This is a genomic window from Agrococcus jejuensis (assembly GCF_900099705.1).
Taxonomy (GTDB): domain Bacteria; phylum Actinomycetota; class Actinomycetes; order Actinomycetales; family Microbacteriaceae; genus Agrococcus; species Agrococcus jejuensis.
On sequence record NZ_LT629695.1, the window covers coordinates 1,130,642 to 1,146,795 of the forward strand.

21 protein-coding genes and 1 tRNA gene are annotated in these 16,154 nt (G+C 71.5%); 9 read left to right on the forward strand and 13 right to left on the reverse strand.

Going from position 1 to position 16,154, the window contains the following annotated elements:
- Positions 1 to 36 precede the first annotated feature (36 nt).
- A complete protein-coding gene (locus tag BLQ67_RS05320; protein ID WP_092503123.1) occupies positions 37 to 576 on the reverse strand; it encodes an NUDIX hydrolase family protein in 540 nt (179 codons plus the stop codon).
- A gap of 290 nt (positions 577 to 866) precedes the next feature.
- Here BLQ67_RS05320 and BLQ67_RS05325 point away from each other — a divergent pair, with 290 nt between their 5' ends.
- Both BLQ67_RS05325 and BLQ67_RS05330 read left to right on the forward strand, forming a co-directional pair.
- Positions 867 to 1,298 (forward strand): YdeI/OmpD-associated family protein, encoded by a 432-nt coding sequence (locus BLQ67_RS05325; protein WP_092503125.1) that lies wholly within the window; start codon positions 867 to 869, stop codon positions 1,296 to 1,298.
- A complete protein-coding gene (locus BLQ67_RS05330) occupies positions 1,295 to 1,954 on the forward strand; it encodes an alpha/beta hydrolase (RefSeq protein WP_092503127.1) in 660 nt (219 codons plus the stop codon). The genes BLQ67_RS05325 and BLQ67_RS05330 overlap by 4 nt, the downstream gene beginning before the upstream one ends.
- Positions 1,955 to 2,170: 216 nt before the next feature.
- On the opposite strand, the gene BLQ67_RS05335 is transcribed toward BLQ67_RS05330, so the two are convergent.
- Positions 2,171 to 2,851: a LysR family transcriptional regulator substrate-binding protein gene (locus BLQ67_RS05335; RefSeq protein WP_197674633.1), complete on the reverse strand. Its 681-nt coding sequence runs from the start codon at positions 2,849 to 2,851 to the stop codon at positions 2,171 to 2,173.
- Positions 2,848 to 3,864, reverse strand: a complete 1,017-nt coding sequence (locus BLQ67_RS05340; protein ID WP_172802253.1) for a GNAT family N-acetyltransferase — start codon at positions 3,862 to 3,864, stop codon at positions 2,848 to 2,850. Before BLQ67_RS05340 ends, BLQ67_RS05335 begins: the two co-directional genes overlap by 4 nt.
- 40 nt (positions 3,865 to 3,904) lie before the next feature.
- On the opposite strand from BLQ67_RS05340, the gene BLQ67_RS05345 reads away from it, so the two are divergent.
- From BLQ67_RS05345 to BLQ67_RS05355, 3 genes are all read left to right on the forward strand, one after another.
- The gene (locus BLQ67_RS05345; RefSeq protein WP_092503131.1) at positions 3,905 to 4,423 is read left to right on the forward strand and encodes a metallophosphoesterase family protein; all 519 of its coding nucleotides are present in this window, start codon (positions 3,905 to 3,907) and stop codon (positions 4,421 to 4,423) included.
- Positions 4,424 to 4,444: 21 nt separating this feature from the next.
- Entirely contained in the window at positions 4,445 to 4,795 is a 351-nt protein-coding gene (locus tag BLQ67_RS05350) for a hypothetical protein (protein WP_092503132.1), read from the forward strand.
- Positions 4,796 to 4,919: 124 nt separating this feature from the next.
- Complete coding sequence (locus BLQ67_RS05355) at positions 4,920 to 5,246, forward strand: hypothetical protein (protein ID WP_092503134.1); 327 nt, start codon at positions 4,920 to 4,922, stop codon at positions 5,244 to 5,246.
- Between the two features lie 51 nt (positions 5,247 to 5,297).
- Here BLQ67_RS05355 and BLQ67_RS05360 read toward each other — a convergent pair.
- The 4 genes from BLQ67_RS05360 to BLQ67_RS05375 all read right to left on the reverse strand — a co-directional run bounded on the left by BLQ67_RS05360 (position 5,298) and on the right by BLQ67_RS05375 (position 6,966).
- Positions 5,298 to 5,388, reverse strand: a tRNA-Ser gene (locus BLQ67_RS05360).
- Between the two features lie 57 nt (positions 5,389 to 5,445).
- A complete protein-coding gene (locus BLQ67_RS05365) occupies positions 5,446 to 5,997 on the reverse strand; it encodes a GNAT family N-acetyltransferase (protein ID WP_092503136.1) in 552 nt (183 codons plus the stop codon).
- A complete protein-coding gene (locus BLQ67_RS05370) occupies positions 5,994 to 6,542 on the reverse strand; it encodes a GNAT family N-acetyltransferase (RefSeq protein WP_092503138.1) in 549 nt (182 codons plus the stop codon). Before BLQ67_RS05370 ends, BLQ67_RS05365 begins: the two co-directional genes overlap by 4 nt.
- A 31-nt stretch (positions 6,543 to 6,573) precedes the next feature.
- The gene (locus BLQ67_RS05375; RefSeq protein ID WP_092503140.1) at positions 6,574 to 6,966 is read right to left on the reverse strand and encodes a VOC family protein; all 393 of its coding nucleotides are present in this window, start codon (positions 6,964 to 6,966) and stop codon (positions 6,574 to 6,576) included.
- A 124-nt stretch (positions 6,967 to 7,090) separates the two neighbouring features.
- Between BLQ67_RS05375 and radA the strand changes: the two genes are divergently transcribed.
- Positions 7,091 to 8,446, forward strand: a complete 1,356-nt coding sequence (radA, locus tag BLQ67_RS05380) for a DNA repair protein RadA (RefSeq protein WP_092503142.1) — start codon at positions 7,091 to 7,093, stop codon at positions 8,444 to 8,446.
- A gap of 339 nt (positions 8,447 to 8,785) precedes the next feature.
- On the opposite strand, the gene BLQ67_RS05385 is transcribed toward radA, so the two are convergent.
- Positions 8,786 to 10,330: an APC family permease gene (locus tag BLQ67_RS05385; protein ID WP_092503144.1), complete on the reverse strand. Its 1,545-nt coding sequence runs from the start codon at positions 10,328 to 10,330 to the stop codon at positions 8,786 to 8,788.
- Positions 10,327 to 11,724, reverse strand: coding sequence for a flavin monoamine oxidase family protein (locus tag BLQ67_RS05390; RefSeq protein WP_092503146.1), 1,398 nt, complete (start codon positions 11,722 to 11,724; stop codon positions 10,327 to 10,329). The genes BLQ67_RS05385 and BLQ67_RS05390 overlap by 4 nt, the downstream gene beginning before the upstream one ends.
- A gap of 132 nt (positions 11,725 to 11,856) precedes the next feature.
- Here BLQ67_RS05390 and BLQ67_RS05395 point away from each other — a divergent pair, with 132 nt between their 5' ends.
- A complete protein-coding gene (locus BLQ67_RS05395; protein ID WP_092503148.1) occupies positions 11,857 to 12,153 on the forward strand; it encodes a hypothetical protein in 297 nt (98 codons plus the stop codon).
- 101 nt (positions 12,154 to 12,254) lie between these two features.
- Positions 12,255 to 12,533: an endonuclease VII domain-containing protein gene (locus BLQ67_RS05400; RefSeq protein ID WP_197674634.1), complete on the forward strand. Its 279-nt coding sequence runs from the start codon at positions 12,255 to 12,257 to the stop codon at positions 12,531 to 12,533.
- Between the two features lie 345 nt (positions 12,534 to 12,878).
- Here the strand turns inward: BLQ67_RS05400 and BLQ67_RS05405 are convergent, their stop codons facing one another.
- Both BLQ67_RS05405 and BLQ67_RS05410 read right to left on the reverse strand, forming a co-directional pair.
- On the reverse strand, positions 12,879 to 13,340 hold the full coding sequence (locus BLQ67_RS05405; protein WP_092503152.1) for a hypothetical protein: 462 nt from the start codon (positions 13,338 to 13,340) through the stop codon (positions 12,879 to 12,881).
- A complete protein-coding gene (locus BLQ67_RS05410; protein ID WP_092503154.1) occupies positions 13,337 to 14,485 on the reverse strand; it encodes a hypothetical protein in 1,149 nt (382 codons plus the stop codon). The genes BLQ67_RS05405 and BLQ67_RS05410 overlap by 4 nt, the downstream gene beginning before the upstream one ends.
- A gap of 89 nt (positions 14,486 to 14,574) precedes the next feature.
- Between BLQ67_RS05410 and BLQ67_RS16830 the strand changes: the two genes are divergently transcribed.
- Entirely contained in the window at positions 14,575 to 14,652 is a 78-nt protein-coding gene (locus BLQ67_RS16830; RefSeq protein ID WP_231945221.1) for a hypothetical protein, read from the forward strand.
- A gap of 127 nt (positions 14,653 to 14,779) precedes the next feature.
- On the opposite strand, the gene BLQ67_RS05420 is transcribed toward BLQ67_RS16830, so the two are convergent.
- A complete protein-coding gene (locus BLQ67_RS05420; protein WP_092503156.1) occupies positions 14,780 to 15,445 on the reverse strand; it encodes a hypothetical protein in 666 nt (221 codons plus the stop codon).
- Between the two features lie 27 nt (positions 15,446 to 15,472).
- On the reverse strand, positions 15,473 to 15,973 hold the full coding sequence (locus BLQ67_RS05425) for an amino-acid N-acetyltransferase (RefSeq protein WP_092503158.1): 501 nt from the start codon (positions 15,971 to 15,973) through the stop codon (positions 15,473 to 15,475).
- Positions 15,974 to 16,154 lie beyond the last annotated feature (181 nt).

A 16,154-nucleotide genomic window follows, 5' to 3' on the forward strand; every position in this document is an offset into this window, starting at 1 on the left:
CACCTCGCAACGAGGCACGCCCCACGAGGCGAAGCGTCAGCGCAGCGCGCCGAGGTGCGCGAGGGCCGTGCGCACGAGCGCGCCGCGGCCGCCCTCCATCTCGGAGGTGACGAGCTCGGATGCGGCCTGGTCGGGCGAGAGCCACGTGAGCTCGAGCGCATCCTGCCGCGGCTCGCACGTGCCCGTGACGGGCACGATGAACACGAGCGACACGGCGTGCTGCCGGTCGTCGTGGTACATGCCGTCGCCCGGGATCGGCAGGTACTCGGCGACGTGGAACGGCGTCGGGCACGGCGGCAGCTGCGGGAACGCCATCGGCCCGAGGTCCTTCTCGAGGTGCCGGTCGAGCGCGTCGCGCAGCGTCTCGCCGTGCATGACGCGGCCCGAGACGATCGTGCGCGCGATGCCGCCCGAGGCGCCGACGCGCAGCAGCAGGCCGACGTCGGTGACGCGGCCCTGGCCGTCGAGGCGCACGGGCACGGCCTCCACGTAGAGCATCGGCAGTCGGCGCCTCGCGTCGGCGAGGTCGTCGTCGCTCAGCCATCCGGGATTGCGGTCGGGAGTGCGCACGGACATGCCTCCATCGTGGCATCCCGCGGGCGTCGCGGGCCGTCATGTCGCTCGCGGCGCGCGGATGCGGTCGCGTCGCGGCGGGACTGGTCGCAGATGCACGGGACCGGTCGCAGATGCACGCATGACTGGTCGCAGTTGCACCGAAGCTGCGACCAGTGCGGTGCAACTGCGACCAGTCATCGCCGAACGTGACCCCTCGAGCCAGCCAGGCACCGCATCCCACGTCACCCGGCGGCAACGCGTGCCGCCTATGCTGGCGCCGACAGCGCCGCGTGCGCGCGAGAGGAGCGGGGATGCCCACCTTCACCACGACCCTGCTGACCCAGGGCAACAACGTCGGCATCGAGGTGCCCGAGGACGTCGTGCTCGGCTTCGGCGTCGGCAAGCGCGTGCCCGTCACGGTCACGCTCAACGGCTGCGTCTACCCGTCGACCATCGCCGTCATGGGCGGGAGGTACCTCATCCCGGTGTCGGCGCAGATCCGCGAGGATGCGGGCGTCGCCGGCGGCGAGGAGCACGCCGTGACGCTCGAGCACGACACGTCGAGCCGCGACACCCCCGTGCCCGACGACCTCGCCGCCGCCCTCGACGCCGCCGGCGTGCGGGCCGCGTTCGACGCGCAGTCGCCGTCGAAGCGCAAGGAGCACGTGCGCCAAGTGGAGTCGGCGAAGGCCGAGGACACCCGCGCCCGCCGCGTCGTCAAGGTCGTGGAGTCGCTCGCGTGAGCGCCGACGCCGCACGCGCGACGCATCCGATCGACGCCGACGCCGTGCTGTGGCGCGACGGCGCCGACGGCCGCCCTGGCAGCGACCTGCTCGTCGTCATGCACGGCATCGGCAGCCACGAGGGCGACCTGTTCGCGCTCGCGCCGTTCCTGCCCGACCGCCTCACCATCGCCGCGCTGCGCGCCCCGCTGCAGTACGGCCCCGGCTTCGCCTGGTACGCCGCCGGCAGCCAGATGTCGACCGACTCGTCGCTCATCGACGCATCCGCCCGCGGCGTGCTCGCGTGGCTCGACGGGCTCGGCGACGAGTTCCGCTCGGTCACGCTGCTCGGCTTCTCGCAGGGCGGCGCCATGACGCTGCAGCTGCTGCGCCACGCGCCCGAGCGCTTCGCCGCCGTCGTGCAGCTGTCGGGCTTCTCGTTCGCGGGCACGGCCCCCGGGGATGCGGCGCTCGCCGCCGCCGAGCCGCGCGTGCCCGCGTTCCAGGCGTACGGATCGGCCGACGAGATGATCGCCCGCGAGGCGACGACCCGCACGATCGAGTGGATGCGGGCGCACACCGACGTCGAGGTGCACGAGTACCCGATGGGGCACTCGATCGTGCAGGACGAGCTGCAGGACGTCGTGGCGTTCCTGGATCGGGTGCTGCCGGGCTGACGGAGGCCGCCGTCACGGCTGGCGGCAGCTTCGATTGGTCCACGTGTGGACCGATGAGCGGCGCGCCACCGCAGAAGGTGGCCAATCGACGCAGAAGGTGGCCAATCGACGCAGGAAGTGGCCAATCGATGCGGCGAGGACGGCGCCGGTGGGGCTCGCTTCGAGGCTCGCTGCGCTCGCACCTCACCGAGCGGTCTTGGGGACGAAGCGTCTCGCCTAGCGCGACGACCGGGCCGAGCGGCCGCGCGTGATCGCGACGAGCGCCTGCACGTCGTCGCCGTCGCGCTCCAACCGCCACACGAGCGCGACCGTCGTCGGCGGCAGGTCGGCGACGGGCAGCGAGGCGACGTCGCGGCGCTGGTGCAGGCGCGCGAGCGACTGCGGCATGAGCGCGATGCCCGCACCCGACGCGACGACCTCGACGAGCTCCGACCACGTCATCGTGCCGCGCGCGATCATCGACTCGTCGGCGAGGTCGGCGACGACGACCGACTCGAGGTCCGCCGCCGCGTGGTCCTCGGGCACGACGACGAACGCGCGCTCGTCGTAGAGGCGCACGACGTGCAGGCCGGCCTCGTCGATCGGCAGGCGCACGATCGCGGCATCCGCCTCGCCGGCGCGCAGCGCATCCAGCTGCTGCTCCTCGGCCACGAGCTCGTGCTCGAGGCGCTGCGGCATGCGGTCGACCCACGCGCGGATCCACTTCGCCGGCGTCGCACCCTCGACGTATCGGAGCCGGAACGGCTCGAGCGCGACGGGCTCGGATGCGGGCGCAGCCTCGGCCGCGCGGCGCGCGGGCTTCGGCCTCGCCCGCTTCGCAGCGCCCGCCCCCTGGGCGCGCTTCGCCCCCGGCCGCCCGGGTCGGGCGGGCCGCGGCGCGCGCCCCTTCGGGCTCACCAGGCGCGCTCCAGCACCACGGTCTGCTTCGCGGTCGTGAACCCGAGGCGCTCGTAGAGGCCGACGGCGCCGGTGGGCGACTCGGAGTCGACGTCGAGCACCGCCTTCTCGAGCCCCGCATCCCGCGCCGCCTCGAGCGTGCGCGTGAGCAGACGCGGGGCGATGCCCTGCCCGCGGTGGTCGCGCACGACGCCCACGAGCGCGATGTAGACCGACGAGTAGCCGGCGACCTCGGCGTCGTCGGGGTCGTGCTCGGCGAGGCAGAAGCCGACGATGCGGTCGCCCTCGATCGCGACGGCCGACAGGTCGGAGCGCATGACGTCGCGGTTCGTGAACCGACCCCAGCGCTCGGGCGTCGTGGGCTGCGAGCCCCAGTGGTCGCGGAACGCGTCGTTGCGCGCGATGCGGCCGGCCTCGAACAGGTCGGGCGTGAACGGCACGATCGTGAGGCCGCCGTCGTCCATCGGCACGATCGGCTGCGACAGGTCGCGGTGCAGGTCGGTGAAGTAGCGGGCGATCGTGAAGTCGACGCCCGTCAGGAACGGCACGACCGCCGAGTCGGCCTCGGTGTACGTGTGGATCTGCGCAGGCAGCTCGGAGTCGCCGTGCGCGTGCAGGCGCTCGGCCGCTCGCCGCTCCTCCCACGCGAGCAGCACGGCACCGATGCCCTGCCGCCGCGCCTCGGGCACGACGGTGCCCGCCAGGTACACGCGGCGCACGTCGACCTGCCCGTCGGGCATGACGGCGCTGCCGATCGCCACGATCTCGCCGTCGCGCTCGCCCACGACGAAGTCCTGGGCGACGTCGACATGGCTCGCCTCGAAGTCGTCGAGCACCTCCTGCAGCGGCACCTGGAACTCGGGGTGGTCGACGCGGCCAGACAGGTTGTACGCCGCGTGCATCGCCGGCGCATCCGCGATCGTCGGGCGGCGCCATGCGACGCCCGCGACCGCATCCGGCAGCCCGGACTCGCCGAGGTCGGGGACGCGTGCGGAGATCGGGGCCGTGCTCATGCCTGAAAGCCTACGGGCGCGCACCCACCAGACTGGCCGCATGGCCACGCGCATGCTGCTGCTGTCGGACACGCACCTGCCCGCGCGGGCGAAGGCGCTGCAGCAGCAGGTGTGGGCGCTCGTGGATGCGGTCGACGTCGTCGTGCACGCGGGCGACTGGGTCGACGTCGCCACGCTCGACGCCCTCTCGGCTCGCGCCGCTCGCCTCGTCGGCGTCGCGGGCAACAACGACGGCCCCGAGCTGTGGGCGCGACTCGGCGAGGTCGCGCGCGTCGAGGTGGAGGGAGTGCGGTTCGCGGTCATCCACGAGACGGGAGCCTCCGCAGGTCGCGAGCGCCGCATGGACGAGCGGTTCGGGCCCGGCTCCGACGCGCCTGCCGACGTGCTCGTGTTCGGGCACTCGCACATCCCCTGGGACTCGACCGCCCCATCCGGCCTGCGGCTGCTGAACCCCGGATCCCCGACCGACCGCCGCCGCCAGCCGGTCGGCACCGTCATGACGCTCACGGTCGACGACGGTGCGGTGCGCGACGTCGCGCTCGTCGAGACGCCGCGGTAGCGGCCGCGTACCGTGGGACGCATGCCCCTCATCCTCGTGCCGGCGCCCGGGCTGCCCGCCTGGGCGAGCACCGTGATCATGCTCGTCGTCGTCGCGGCCGGCGTCGTCGGCATCGTGAGCATGATCATGGCGATGCGCCGCAACCGCGACCTGCAGGACGGCGCCCCGCCGCTGCCGCCTCGGCCGTGGTCGCAGCCGTCGGCCGAGACGCCGCTGCCCGGGCCGCCCTCCCCCGTCGCACCCGACGACGTGCCGCTCGAGCAGCGGCTCTCCGAGATCGACGACGCCTACTTCTCGGGCCGCATCGACGCGTCCGAGCGCGAGCGGGCGCGGCGGGCGCTGCTCGGCGACGATCCCGACGAGGAGCGCTGAGGCCTCGAGCCCGCGCGGAGCGATGCGCAGCGCCGCCTCGAGCGCACATCGCAGACGAACATCCTCACAGCATCGCTCGGTGCGCCGTCGGCGACGCCGACCGCACTCGCGAGAGGGTGGAGGCATGACCGACCTGGACGACGCATTCGTGGAGGCGGTCGCCCAGACCGCGCTCGAGATCGACCACCGCGGCACCGACGTGCTGCTGCGAGCCCCCGAGGCGGAGGCCGCCTACGAGGCGGCGACGAGCGGCGACGACGACGAGGCCTCGGCCTTCACGCTCGACGGCGGCGCGGATGCGGTGCTCGAGGTCGTCGTCGGCGGCGAGGTCGTCGGGCTCATCGTGCCCGTCGGCGACGGCTACGGCGTGCTCATGGTGCCCGAGGACGGCGAGGAGCCGTCGGGCGAGCTCGAGACGCTCGAGGACGCGCTCGACGAGCTCGGCGTCTGACCCGAGCCCACACATGCAAGAAGCCCCGACCAGCTGGTCGGGGCTTCTTCGTGGCGGTGACGGTGGGATTTGAACCCACGGTGGAGGGTTACTCCACACAACTTTTCGAGAGTTGCACCTTCGGCCGCTCGGACACGTCACCGCCGACGAGAATACACACGTCGGGGCCGCTCCCCCAAAACGGCGGCCTCGCGAGCCGTCAGGGCGCGGGCAGGATGCGCACGCGCGCGTGGTCGACGAGGGTGCGCGTGGGGTCGGTGTCGGGGTCGTCGAGCGTGGCGCCGTCGGGCTCCCAGCCGTAGCGCGAGTACGCCGCCTCGGCGGGTGCGTTGCCCTCGAGCACCCACAGGTACGCGCGCTCGAAGCCGGCTGCGGCGAGCCGCGCCTCGACCTCGGCCATCATCGCCCGACCGATCCCCGACCGCGCCGCGAGCGGGTCGACGTAGAACCCGGCGAGCTCGCCCCATCCATCGCGCTCGCGTCGGCGCGCGGGGCCGTACGTCGCCCATCCCACGACCTCGCCGTCGCGCTCGGCGACGAGCATCGCGTGGCGCACGTCGCCATCGGTGCCCTCGCCCGCGAGCGAGCGCTCGAGCCAGCGGGTCCACGACGCGGTGCGGTCGGCGACGTCGAGGGCGTCGAGCACGGGCTGGTGGATGAGGCCCGCGTACGCCTGCCGCCAGGCGGTGACGTGGATGCGCGCGACGGCCGCGGCGTCGGCGACGGTCGCGTCGCGGAACGCGAGCGTCACAGCGCCTCCCCCAGGTCGCGGATGCGGCGGCGCTCGAGCAGCGGCACGAGCACGCCGCCGTAGCCGAAGCGCTCGTCGATCCACGTGTGGCCGTCCTCGCGCCAGCCGTGGCGCTCGTAGAAGCCGGCGGCGCGGTCGTTGCCGTCGAGCACGTACAGGCACGCGCGGTCGAAGCCGCCGTCGCGCAGCCGCTGCTCGGCCTCCTGCACGAGGGCGTGGCCGACGCCCGACGACCACGTCGCGGCGAGCGCGTAGATCGCGAAGAGCTGGCCGTGGCCGGGCAGGTCGTCCTGGTCGGTCGGGCCGACGCACGCCCAGCCCACGACGTCGCCGCCGCGCTCGGCGACGAGGTCGACGACGCGCGGGTCGCGGTGGCGCTCGGCCCACGTCTCGGCGCGGCGCTCGGCGTTGCGGTCGACGTCCATGCGGCGCAGCAGCGCCTCGGGCATGAGGTCGGCGTAGGCCGAGCGCCACGTCTCGACCTGCACGATCGAGATCGCGCGGGCGTCGTCGACGGTCGCGGTGCGCACGGTGGTGTCGGCCATCGTTCGACGCTAGCGGGATGCGGCTGGGCGGTCAGGCGCGCGCGACGCGGTGCCGCACGAAGCCGTCCCACCCGGCGGCGTCGATGACGCAGAAGCGGTTGCCCTCGGGATCCTGCATGATCACGTAGTCGGCGTCGTCGGGCTGCTTGTCCCATGGCACGACCTCGGCGCCGAGCGCCTCGAGCCTGGCGACCTCCGCACGCTGATCCTCGGCGTACAGGTCCAGGTGGATGCGCGGCGGCAGCACCCGCTCGCTCGGATGCGCGTCGAGCGACACGTTGGGGCCGGCGCCCGATCGCGAGCGCAGCAGCGCGAAGTCGACGTCGATCGGCTCGCGGGCGACGTAGTCGAGCGCGGCGGTCCAGAACGCGAGTTGCGCGTGCAGGTCGGCGACGCGGATGACGATCGATCCGACCACGAGCATGTCGTCACCCTACGCGCCGCGACGTTCTGAGGTTCTCGGCCCCTTCTGACATCGGAAAGGGCCGAGATCCTCAGAACGTCGGGTGCGAACGGCGGTGTCGGCGGCGGCCGGTACCGTCGGGAGCATGCCCAAGACCGACGCGCGCTTCCGCTGCTCCGAGTGCGGCTGGCAGGCCGCGAAGTGGGTGGGCCGCTGCGGCGAGTGCCAGCAGTGGGGCACGGTCGAGGAGGTCGGCGCGCAGGCTGCCGAGCGCGTGAAGGCTGCGAGCATCCCCGCGTCGCGCATCGCCCGCCCGATCACCGAGATCGACGTGTCGGATGCGCCGCGCTGGGCGACCGGCATCGGCGAGTTCGACCGCGTGCTCGGCGGCGGCATCGTGCCCGGCGCCGCCGTGCTGTGCTCGGGTGAGCCGGGCGTCGGCAAGTCGACGCTGCTGCTCGAGGTCGCGAGCCGTGCCGCGCAGTCGGGGCGGAAGGTGCTGTACGCGAGCGCCGAGGAGTCGGTGGCGCAGGTGCGGCTGCGCGCCGAGCGCACGGGTGCGCTGCAGGATCGCCTCTTCCTCATCGCCGAGACCGACCTCGCGCAGATCATGGGGCAGGTCGCCGCCGTCGAGCCCGACCTGCTGATCGTCGACTCCGTGCAGACCGTCTCGAACGCCGACAACGACGCCATCGCCGGCGGGCCGAGCCAGGTGCGCGACGTCGCGAACGCGCTCACGCGCCTCGCGAAGACCACCGGCATCCCCGTGCTGCTCGTCGGCCACGTCACGAAGGACGGCACGATCGCCGGTCCGCGCGTGCTCGAGCACCTCGTCGACGTCGTCACGCACTTCGACGGCGACCGGCAGACGGCGCTGCGGTTCGTGCGCGCGACGAAGAACCGCTTCGGCCCGACCGACGAGATCGGCTGCTTCGAGATGACCGGCGAGGGCATCGCCGAGGTGCCCGACCCCTCGGGCCTCTTCCTCTCGCGGCAGACGGCACCCGACTCCGGATCGTGCGTCACGGTCGCGCTCGAGGGTCGCCGCGCGATCCCCGTCGAGATCCAGGCGCTCACGGTCACGTCGACGGCGCCGAACCCGCGCCGCGTCGTGAACGGGGTCGACTCGTCGCGCGTCGCGATGCTGCTGGCCGTGCTCGAGAAGCGCGTCGGCCTCAAGCTCGGCGAGCGCGACGTCTACGTGTCGACCGTCGGCGGCATGCGCCTGCGCGAGCCGGGCGTCGACCTGGCGATCGCCCTCGCCATCGTGTCGTCGGTGCGCGACGTACCGCTGCCCGCACGCCTCGTCGCCGTGGGCGAGCTGTCGCTCGCGGGCGAGATCCGACCCGCATCCGCATCCTCGAAGCGCGTCGCCGAGGCCCGCCGCCTCGGCTACGAGCACGTGCTCGACGACTCCGCGGTGCACCTGCGCGGCGCCGTCGAGACGATCACGCTGCTGTCGGATGCCCTGCGCGAGCCCGTGGGCGTGCGCGAGTTCTGACGCGGGCGTCGGGGCTGAGCGCCCGAGTGCCCGCGACGGCGTCGGAAGCCTCGGCCCCCTCCTGGCAGGCGCTCCGTTGCGTTCTGCAGGCGATCCGGGTGGGCGGAGGGAAGATGCCCCTCTGCCACCCCTGATCGCCTGCACAACGCAAGCCACCCGACCCGGACGTTGCGTTTCGCAGGCGATTCCGGGTCTTGAGGGAAGATTCCCCTCCAGAGGCGGAATCGCCTGCAGAACGCAGGAGCGCGACACGAGAGTGGGCCACGGTCCGCGCGACGGGAGATCGCTGCGGAGCCGTGGCCCGGGTGCCCGAGGAGCCGACCCGCTCCTCGAGACGTCTCAGTCCTGCACGCCCTGGGAGGTGACCTCCGTGTCGATCATGCCCGTGGCGGTGCCCGCATCCAACGTCTGCCCGCGGAAGAAGCCGGGCTCGCGGATGCGCTGCACCACCATGACGATCGCGCCGAGCACGAGCACGACGACGCCGAGCACGAACACGAGCCCGAGGCCGCCGATCGACGAGCCCGAGCCGTAGTCGGGGTCCATCGAGTCGACGAGCGTCGTGACGAAGAGCACGCCCAGCACGACGCCACCGACGAGCGGGAAGACGAGCTGGAAGAACACGTTGCGCACGGACGCGAACCAGGTGGTGCGGAAGTACCAGACCGTCGCGAACGCGGTGAGGCCGTAGTAGAAGCAGATCATCATGCCGAGGGCGGTGATGGTGTCCCACAGCACGTTCTCGCTCACGAAGCGCATGACGGCGTAGAACACCGACGCGACGATCGCGGCGACGAGCGTCGCGTAGCCGGGCGTCTTGAAGCGCGACACCTCCGAGAACCGCGACGGCAGCGCGCCGTAGTGGCCCATCGCGAGCAACGTGCGCGCCGGCGACACGAACGTCGACTGCAGCGAGGCCGCCGACGACGACAGCACCGCGAGCGACACGAACGCCGCGAGCGGGCCGAGGATGGGGCCGGCGAGCGCGAAGAAGACGTTGTCCTGGATGTCGGGGTTGCCGAGGCCGAACTCGCCCTCGCCCGTGCCCGCGAACGCGAGGAGCCCCATCGTCAGCAGCAGGTACAGCGCGACGATGACGACGACGGTGATCGTCGCGGCGCGGCCGGGCGTCTTCTCGGGGTCCTTCGTCTCCTCGTTCATCGTGAGGGTGACGTCCCAGCCCCAGAAGATGAAGATCGAGAGCGAGAGGCCCGCGACGAGCGCCGAGACCGAGTCGACCGCGAACGGGTCGAACCACGACAGCGAGACGGGCGTCGCGTCGAACGCGGTGCCGTTCGCGACGTGCACGAACGCCGCGATCGCGAACACGACGAGCACGAGCACCTGGAAGCCCACGAGCACGTACTGCACGCGCTGCGTCGTCTGCATGTCGCGGTACGCGATGAACGTCGCGGCTGCCATGAACGCGAGGCACGTGACGACGTTGACGAGCGGATTCGTCGCGAGCGCCGCGATCTCGGAGGCCCCGGTGATCTGCGCGATGAGCAGGTACAGGAAGTCCACCGCGATGCCGGCGAGGTTCGACAGCACGAGGATCGTCGCGGCGATGAGGCCCCATCCGGCCATCCACCCCACGTACGGGCCGAAGGCGCGCGTCGCCCACGTGAACGACGTGCCGGAGTCGGGGATGACCGAGTTGAGCTCGCGGTAGCCGAACGCGACGAGCAGCATCGGGATGAACCCGAGCAGGATGATCGCGGGCGCCTGCGAGCCGACCGCCGACACCGTGGGCCCGAGCGCCGCCGTGAGCGTGTACGCAGGGGCGATGCACGAGATGCCGATGACGACCGCGCCGACGAGGCCGACCGAGCCCCTGGCGAGGCCCTTCTGGGCGACCTTCTGCGCCGCGATCTGGCCGCTCACGAGCCGACGCCCGCCGAGGTCGAGGCGAGCGCTGCGGCGACGTCGGCCGCGGCGGCCCAGCCCGAGCGGATGCCGCCGTCGACGTGCTGGAAGCCGAGGCCGGCGAAGTCGGAGCAGGCCCAGTGGATGGGGCCGACGGGCGTGCGCTGGTCGGCGCCGTAGCGGCTGAGGCCGCCGAGGTCGTACGAGGCGCCGTACGCGCCGCGCGTCCACTCCTCCGTGCCCCAGTCGGACTCGTAGTAGACGACGGGGTTCGCGGCCTCGGGGCCGTAGTACTCGGCGAGGTCCGCGAGGATGCGCGCCTTGCGCTCCTCGGCGGGCAGGGCGAAGACGCCGTCGGCGTGCTCGTCGGAGACGAAGCCGACGAGCGTGCCGCGCGCATCCTCGTGGTTCGTGTTGTCGTACGCCTCGTGCACGAGCCGGTAGGGGCTGAAGGCTGTGCCCGAGAGGCCATCGGCGCGCCAGAACGGCGTCTCGTAGACGGCGTGCACCTTGATGACGAGGCCGAGGGACAGGTGCTGGTGCAGCTGGTGCTGGCGGCGCGGCAGCGGCGGCTGGTAGTCGATGCGGCCGAAGAGGTTCGGCGGCATGGCGACGATGGCGCGGCGGGCGCGCACGACGACGCGGTCGGACGTGACGACGACGCCGGCGTCGGAGTGCTCGAGGCGGCGCACGGGCGTGCCGGTGCGCACGCGGTCGCCGAGGTTCGCGGCGAGGGTGAGCGGCACCATCTGCAGGCCGCCGACGACGCGCTTGTCGAGGATGAACTCCGAGTCGACGAGGTTCGAGAACGAGCCCGCGGATGCGGCCATGAGCACGGCCTGCAGCGCCGAGAAGGCGTGCGCGGGCTTCGTGAGCATCGCCTCGCCGATGAAGAGGGAGATGTGGCGGCGGGCGACCTCGTCGTCGGACTGCTGCTCGAGCCAGCGCGAGAACGAGACGGTGTCGAGCTCGCGCGCCTTCGGGTGCGCCCACGGGGCGTCGGCGCCGATCTCGGCGACGAGCTCGTCGAGCAGCACGGTGAGGCGCTCCATCTCGGCGACGGTCGCCTCGGCGACGGGCAGCTGCTCGCCGGTGAAGCGGATGCGCTCCCCCGACTCGTCGACGTACACGGAGTCGCCGTCGCGGTAGCGCGAGAACGTCTCGAGCCCGAGGGTCTCGAGGGTCTCGAGCAGCGCGTCCTGGTCGGGCGACACCCACTGGCCGCCGAGCTCGAGCATCGCCCCGTCGATCGTGTCGGTCCAGAGGCGACCGCCGACGCGCTCGCGAGCCTCGAGCACGACGACGTCGTGCCCCGCCTCGACCAGCCTCGTGGCTGCAGAGAGCCCGGCGACGCCGGCTCCGATCACGACGACGTCGGCCTCGACGGTCTCGACCTGCTGCGGATCGCTCATCCGAGATGCTCCTTCACGATGGATGTCGTGGCAGCATACGCCCAGGACGACGGATTCGGTAGCCCCGAGCGCACGCGGCCACCGAATCCGCACTCAGGTTCGGTTGATGCGACACCGCGTAGCCTTCGAGGCATGAAGCCACTCGAGCACACGTCCGCCCTCGGGTGGATCATCGCCCTCTCCGTCATCGGAACGCTGATCTTCCTGTTCGCCACCGTCGCGAGCAATGGGTACGGCGGCCCCTCGCCGGTTTGGATCGGCCTCACGGCATTCTGCGGAGCGTTCTTCGTCCCCGCCGTCGTCGGAAGCATCGTGCTGCACGGCGTCAAGCAGATGCTGACCCAGACCCGTGGCTCCGAGACCGTGGCGACGAGCATCGCGGACTCGACGGTCGCCCCTCCCACGACCGAGCCGCCCGCTGCGATCTGAGATTCCGAGCCGACCCAAGGATGCCGGAGAACCGCATGCCCCGCCCACGTCGTCACGGAACCGTCTACTCGCGGCGGAAGGGATGCACCTGCGAGCCCTGCATGGACGCGGCCCGTGACTTGCAGCTTCGACGCCGATACGGCATCAGCATCGAGCGCTACCGGCAGATGATGACCAATCAGGATGGTCGCTGCAACGCGTGCGGTCTGGAGTGGGAAGGCTGGGAGCAGCGCTTCTCCGTCGACCACGACCATGCCACCGGCAACGTACGCGCCCTGCTCTGCCAGCCGTGCAACCTCGCGTTGGGACACGTCCAGGACGACCCTGAGCGATTGCAGCTCCTGATCGACTACCTCCGCCGCCATTCCTTCGGCTACTGATCGATCTCGGAGCCTGACGGGGAGCACCGTACCGCCGACTTTTCGCCCACAGACTCCGCCCGGGTTTCGACTGCCGGGAAGCGGCTCGCTCTCGCAGCGAGTCGACCTCAGTAGAGAATGACCTCTCCCCCACCGACGGCCGGGCAACAAGAAGGACCACGATCCCCGGAATGACGCGGATCGTGGCCCTGTGGGCTACGAGCAGGAACGACCCTTCGTCACTGATGCTGCGGACTCCTTGCGGACTGAGCGGCGCGCTCGGCGTCCTCGTGCGCGATGCGCACTGCCGCACGTTCCAGCACGCGAGCGGCCCGCGGATCGCCTCGTCGCGGGACATCGCGAACATCAGAACAAGGTCGACGCCTCGGCCTGATCGACCGTGGGGATCAGGCCGCGCTCGGTGGCCTTCTGGAAGAGCCGGAACCGGATCGAGCGCTCGAGTACCTTGGGCGTCTCGCGGTAGTCGATGAAGCAGTGACCGGGTGCGCGGATCTCGTCCGGCTCGAGCGGCGCCGCGGTGTCGTCGATCACGAACACCTCTTCCTCGAGGATCTCAGCAACGGTGAGGCCCATCACAGCGATCGACTCACTCTTTGCGTGCTCGTTGTGCCAGTCCCGGGCATCCTGCGCTGACGCCACGCTCTCGCGCGAGTACGACGGCATCCCCGCGTCTGCAGTGCTTGACCCGAATGCGCTCGTCTGCAGAGCACCGCCCTGCAGCATCCATCCGCAGATCTGCCGCAGGACCAACTCGCCGTCGGGAACGAGCGTCTCGCCCTCACCGAGCTGCAGCGCGACGTCGGTCACGAAGTCTCTCCAGTCACGAAGGCGGCGACAGCACGACGGTTCCGCTCGGGCCTTAGGGTGCCGACGCGGTCGTTCGCGCGCATCTCAAAGAGCTCGAAGGAGCCATCATCGAGGACTTCCACGGCGCGGATCCCCTCGTTGCTGATCCACTCGAACTGCACTCCACCCTCGGGAGTGGGTGCCATCGTCCGAGTGGGGTCGTCCTCAGGCAGTAGACGCAGCAGCGAGTGCGCTGCCTCGAGCGCGTCGGAAGTAATCGCGACACCGCGGCCACCAGCCCAACCGTCCACGAGGGTCGCGAAGCCCGACAAGGCCACGCCTCCCTCCGTGTCGTCGAACTCGACGACGTCGACCGCGGTCGTTTCCCAGAATCGCCAAGGCTCACCCGCCTTGAAACGCATCTCGCCCGTTACGCGAGTCAGCGGCCCCTGCTCCGCCTCGTCGAGAACCTTTTTCAGGTCGGCCAGCGTCTCCGGCGCCGTCTTGTAGTGGGCGAGGATCGGACCGTAGGCATCCGTGTCGAGCGTGAATCGATGCTTGTCGGCGTCGATCCGCGTTACTCGACCCACCACGGTCATCTGCTTGGGGTCCACCTCGACAGCGACTGCCAACGTGGGCGCTTCGAAGAAGTCGTCGCTGAGGACGAGTCGCCCGCCCGCATCCTCGCGCGTCACCGGGGTGATCTCGACGGCGACCGCAGGCTCGCCCTCGAGCTCGACATAGAACTCGATGGCTTGATCGGGCGCGAGAGTCGATCCGATCTCCGCAATCGCGCTTCGGATCTCGTAGGCAGACCCAGGCGGCAAGTCCGGGAGCGACTGACCCGAGTAGGCCGCGGCGATCTGCTCATCGACGGCGTCCTGAGCCTGCTCGATGTACTCGCGGTGCTCCGAGACCTGTTCGAAGGCCAGGAAGACGTCGGCGCTGCCGTCCTCGATGCGCTCGATCGTGAGCGCGAGGGAATCGTCAAACCCGGGAGGCAGGGGCTCCTTCGGGTGGTCCCGCATCCACTCCTGCTCGGCCACGAGACGAACAGCCGCCTGGTACTTCTGTAGCTCGACCAGCGAATCGACCGGGAGCCGGCCACCCTTGAAGCGCTCGCCGGTCAGCCTGATGCGCTTGCTAGAGCGAGCGTCATCAGCCATGCGGTCATGCTAGAGGACACCACCCCGCCGAGATCCTGGGAGCGCGACTGCCGCACCACGACCTCCGGCACCTCTACGCGTCCGGCCTCATCGCCGCCGGCTGCGACGTCGTGATCGTGCAGCGTGCGCTCGGACACTCGACGCCAACGATCACGCTCAACACGTAGCCACCTCTCGCCGACCGCAGAGGACCGCAGAGGACCGCACGCGCGCCGCGGCGGAGGACCTGGCGCGCGCGGTTTGCGGACCATCTGCGACCGGGCCCCGTGCTGCCCAGTGTTTCCGAGGTCAGCGCTAGTACAGGATGACCTGCTGCTCCGACGCGCTCGCGATGCCGGAGACCGTGATCGACAGGTGGTAGCTCGCGCCACCGCCGACGACCTGCTCGCGCGGCGACGCGCACGTCTCGGGCGACGAGGCCGTGCGGTCCCACGTGACCGGCAGCGTGCGCTGCGGCACGCCTGGCGCGAGCTCGACGATCTGGTCGACCTCGTCGACGGGGCAGTCGTCGGAGCGGTAGACGACCTGGTCGCCCGTGCGCACCTGGTACGACTGCTGCGTCGTGCCCACGTTGAGCCTGCACGGGTCGCCCGACACGTTCTGGATCTGGAACGACATCTGCACCTGCTGCCCCGCCGCGTACGTCACCGCATCGGTGATGGGCGTGATGAGCAGCTGCTCGGGCGTGCACGCGGCCGAGCCGTCGCCCTCCTCGGGGATGCCACCGATCGGCGTGTACGGCGGCGCGTCGGTCGGGCTCGGCGTCGGCGTGGGGGTCGGCGAGGGCGTCGTGGATGCGCTGGGCGCGGGATCGGCGGATGCGTCGCCCGACGCATCCCACGGCCGCCACATGAGCGCGATCACCACCAGGGCCGCGACCACGAGCAGCGTCAGCAGCGCGAGGGTGCGACGTCGACGAGCGACGGCCTGCCGCCGCCTGCGCTCCCGATCCGTCGTCACCTGCCAAGGGTAGGCGGCGACAGGGCTCTAGAGGCGCTTCACCATGCGGGTGTTGCCGAGCGTGTTCTGCTTCACGTGCGCCAGGTCGAGGAACTCGGCGATGCCGTCGTCGTTCGAGCGCAGCAGCTGCTGGAACACGTCGGGCGGCACGATCTCCTCCGCGACGGCCTCGAAGCCGTGGCGGCCGAAGAAGTCGGTCTCGAACGTGAGGCAGAAGAGGCGCGTGAGGCCCAGGTCGGCGGCGCGCGCCTGCAGCGCCTCGAGGATGACGTGGCCCACGCCCTTGCCGTGCACGTCGTCGGTGACGGCGATCGTGCGGATCTCGCCGAGGTCCTCCCACATGACGTGCAGCGCGCCGCAGCCGACGACGCGGCCGTCGACCTCGGCGACCACGAACTCCTGCACCGCCTCGAACAGCGTCACGAGCTCCTTGCCCAGCAGGATGCGTCGCTGCACGTACGGCTCGATGAGGTCGCGCATGGCGCGGACGTCGCCCGTGCGGGCATGGCGGACGGCGACTTCGGGCATGCATCCACGCTAGCCCCGGTGGGATGCGGGGGCGGACACCCCAGCAGCTGGTCGAGGAGCGCGCGAGCGCAGCGAGCACGCGTCACGAGACCTCGTGACGTGCGCGCTCGACGCGACCATGCGCATGGCTGGGCGGGAGCGGCGAGTCGCGTGGTCTCGTGACGCGGGCTCGCCCAGGGGC

Excerpts from the sequence above, each read along its gene's own strand:
- BLQ67_RS05320 (WP_092503123.1), bottom strand. The coding sequence starts at position 576 with ATGTCCGTGCGCACTCCCGACCGCAATCCCGGATGGCTGAGCGACGAC.
- BLQ67_RS05325 (WP_092503125.1), top strand. The coding sequence starts at position 867 with ATGCCCACCTTCACCACGACCCTGCTGACCCAGGGCAACAACGTCGGC.
- BLQ67_RS05340 (WP_172802253.1), bottom strand. The coding sequence starts at position 3,864 with ATGAGCACGGCCCCGATCTCCGCACGCGTCCCCGACCTCGGCGAGTCC.
- BLQ67_RS05345 (WP_092503131.1), top strand. The coding sequence starts at position 3,905 with ATGGCCACGCGCATGCTGCTGCTGTCGGACACGCACCTGCCCGCGCGG.
- BLQ67_RS05350 (WP_092503132.1), top strand. The coding sequence starts at position 4,445 with ATGCCCCTCATCCTCGTGCCGGCGCCCGGGCTGCCCGCCTGGGCGAGC.
- BLQ67_RS05355 (WP_092503134.1), top strand. The coding sequence starts at position 4,920 with ATGACCGACCTGGACGACGCATTCGTGGAGGCGGTCGCCCAGACCGCG.
- BLQ67_RS05370 (WP_092503138.1), bottom strand. The coding sequence starts at position 6,542 with ATGGCCGACACCACCGTGCGCACCGCGACCGTCGACGACGCCCGCGCG.
- BLQ67_RS05375 (WP_092503140.1), bottom strand. The coding sequence starts at position 6,966 with ATGCTCGTGGTCGGATCGATCGTCATCCGCGTCGCCGACCTGCACGCG.
- radA (WP_092503142.1), top strand. The coding sequence starts at position 7,091 with ATGCCCAAGACCGACGCGCGCTTCCGCTGCTCCGAGTGCGGCTGGCAG.
- BLQ67_RS05390 (WP_092503146.1), bottom strand. The coding sequence starts at position 11,724 with ATGAGCGATCCGCAGCAGGTCGAGACCGTCGAGGCCGACGTCGTCGTG.
- BLQ67_RS05395 (WP_092503148.1), top strand. The coding sequence starts at position 11,857 with ATGAAGCCACTCGAGCACACGTCCGCCCTCGGGTGGATCATCGCCCTC.
- BLQ67_RS05400 (WP_197674634.1), top strand. The coding sequence starts at position 12,255 with ATGGACGCGGCCCGTGACTTGCAGCTTCGACGCCGATACGGCATCAGC.
- BLQ67_RS05410 (WP_092503154.1), bottom strand. The coding sequence starts at position 14,485 with ATGGCTGATGACGCTCGCTCTAGCAAGCGCATCAGGCTGACCGGCGAG.
- BLQ67_RS05425 (WP_092503158.1), bottom strand. The coding sequence starts at position 15,973 with ATGCCCGAAGTCGCCGTCCGCCATGCCCGCACGGGCGACGTCCGCGCC.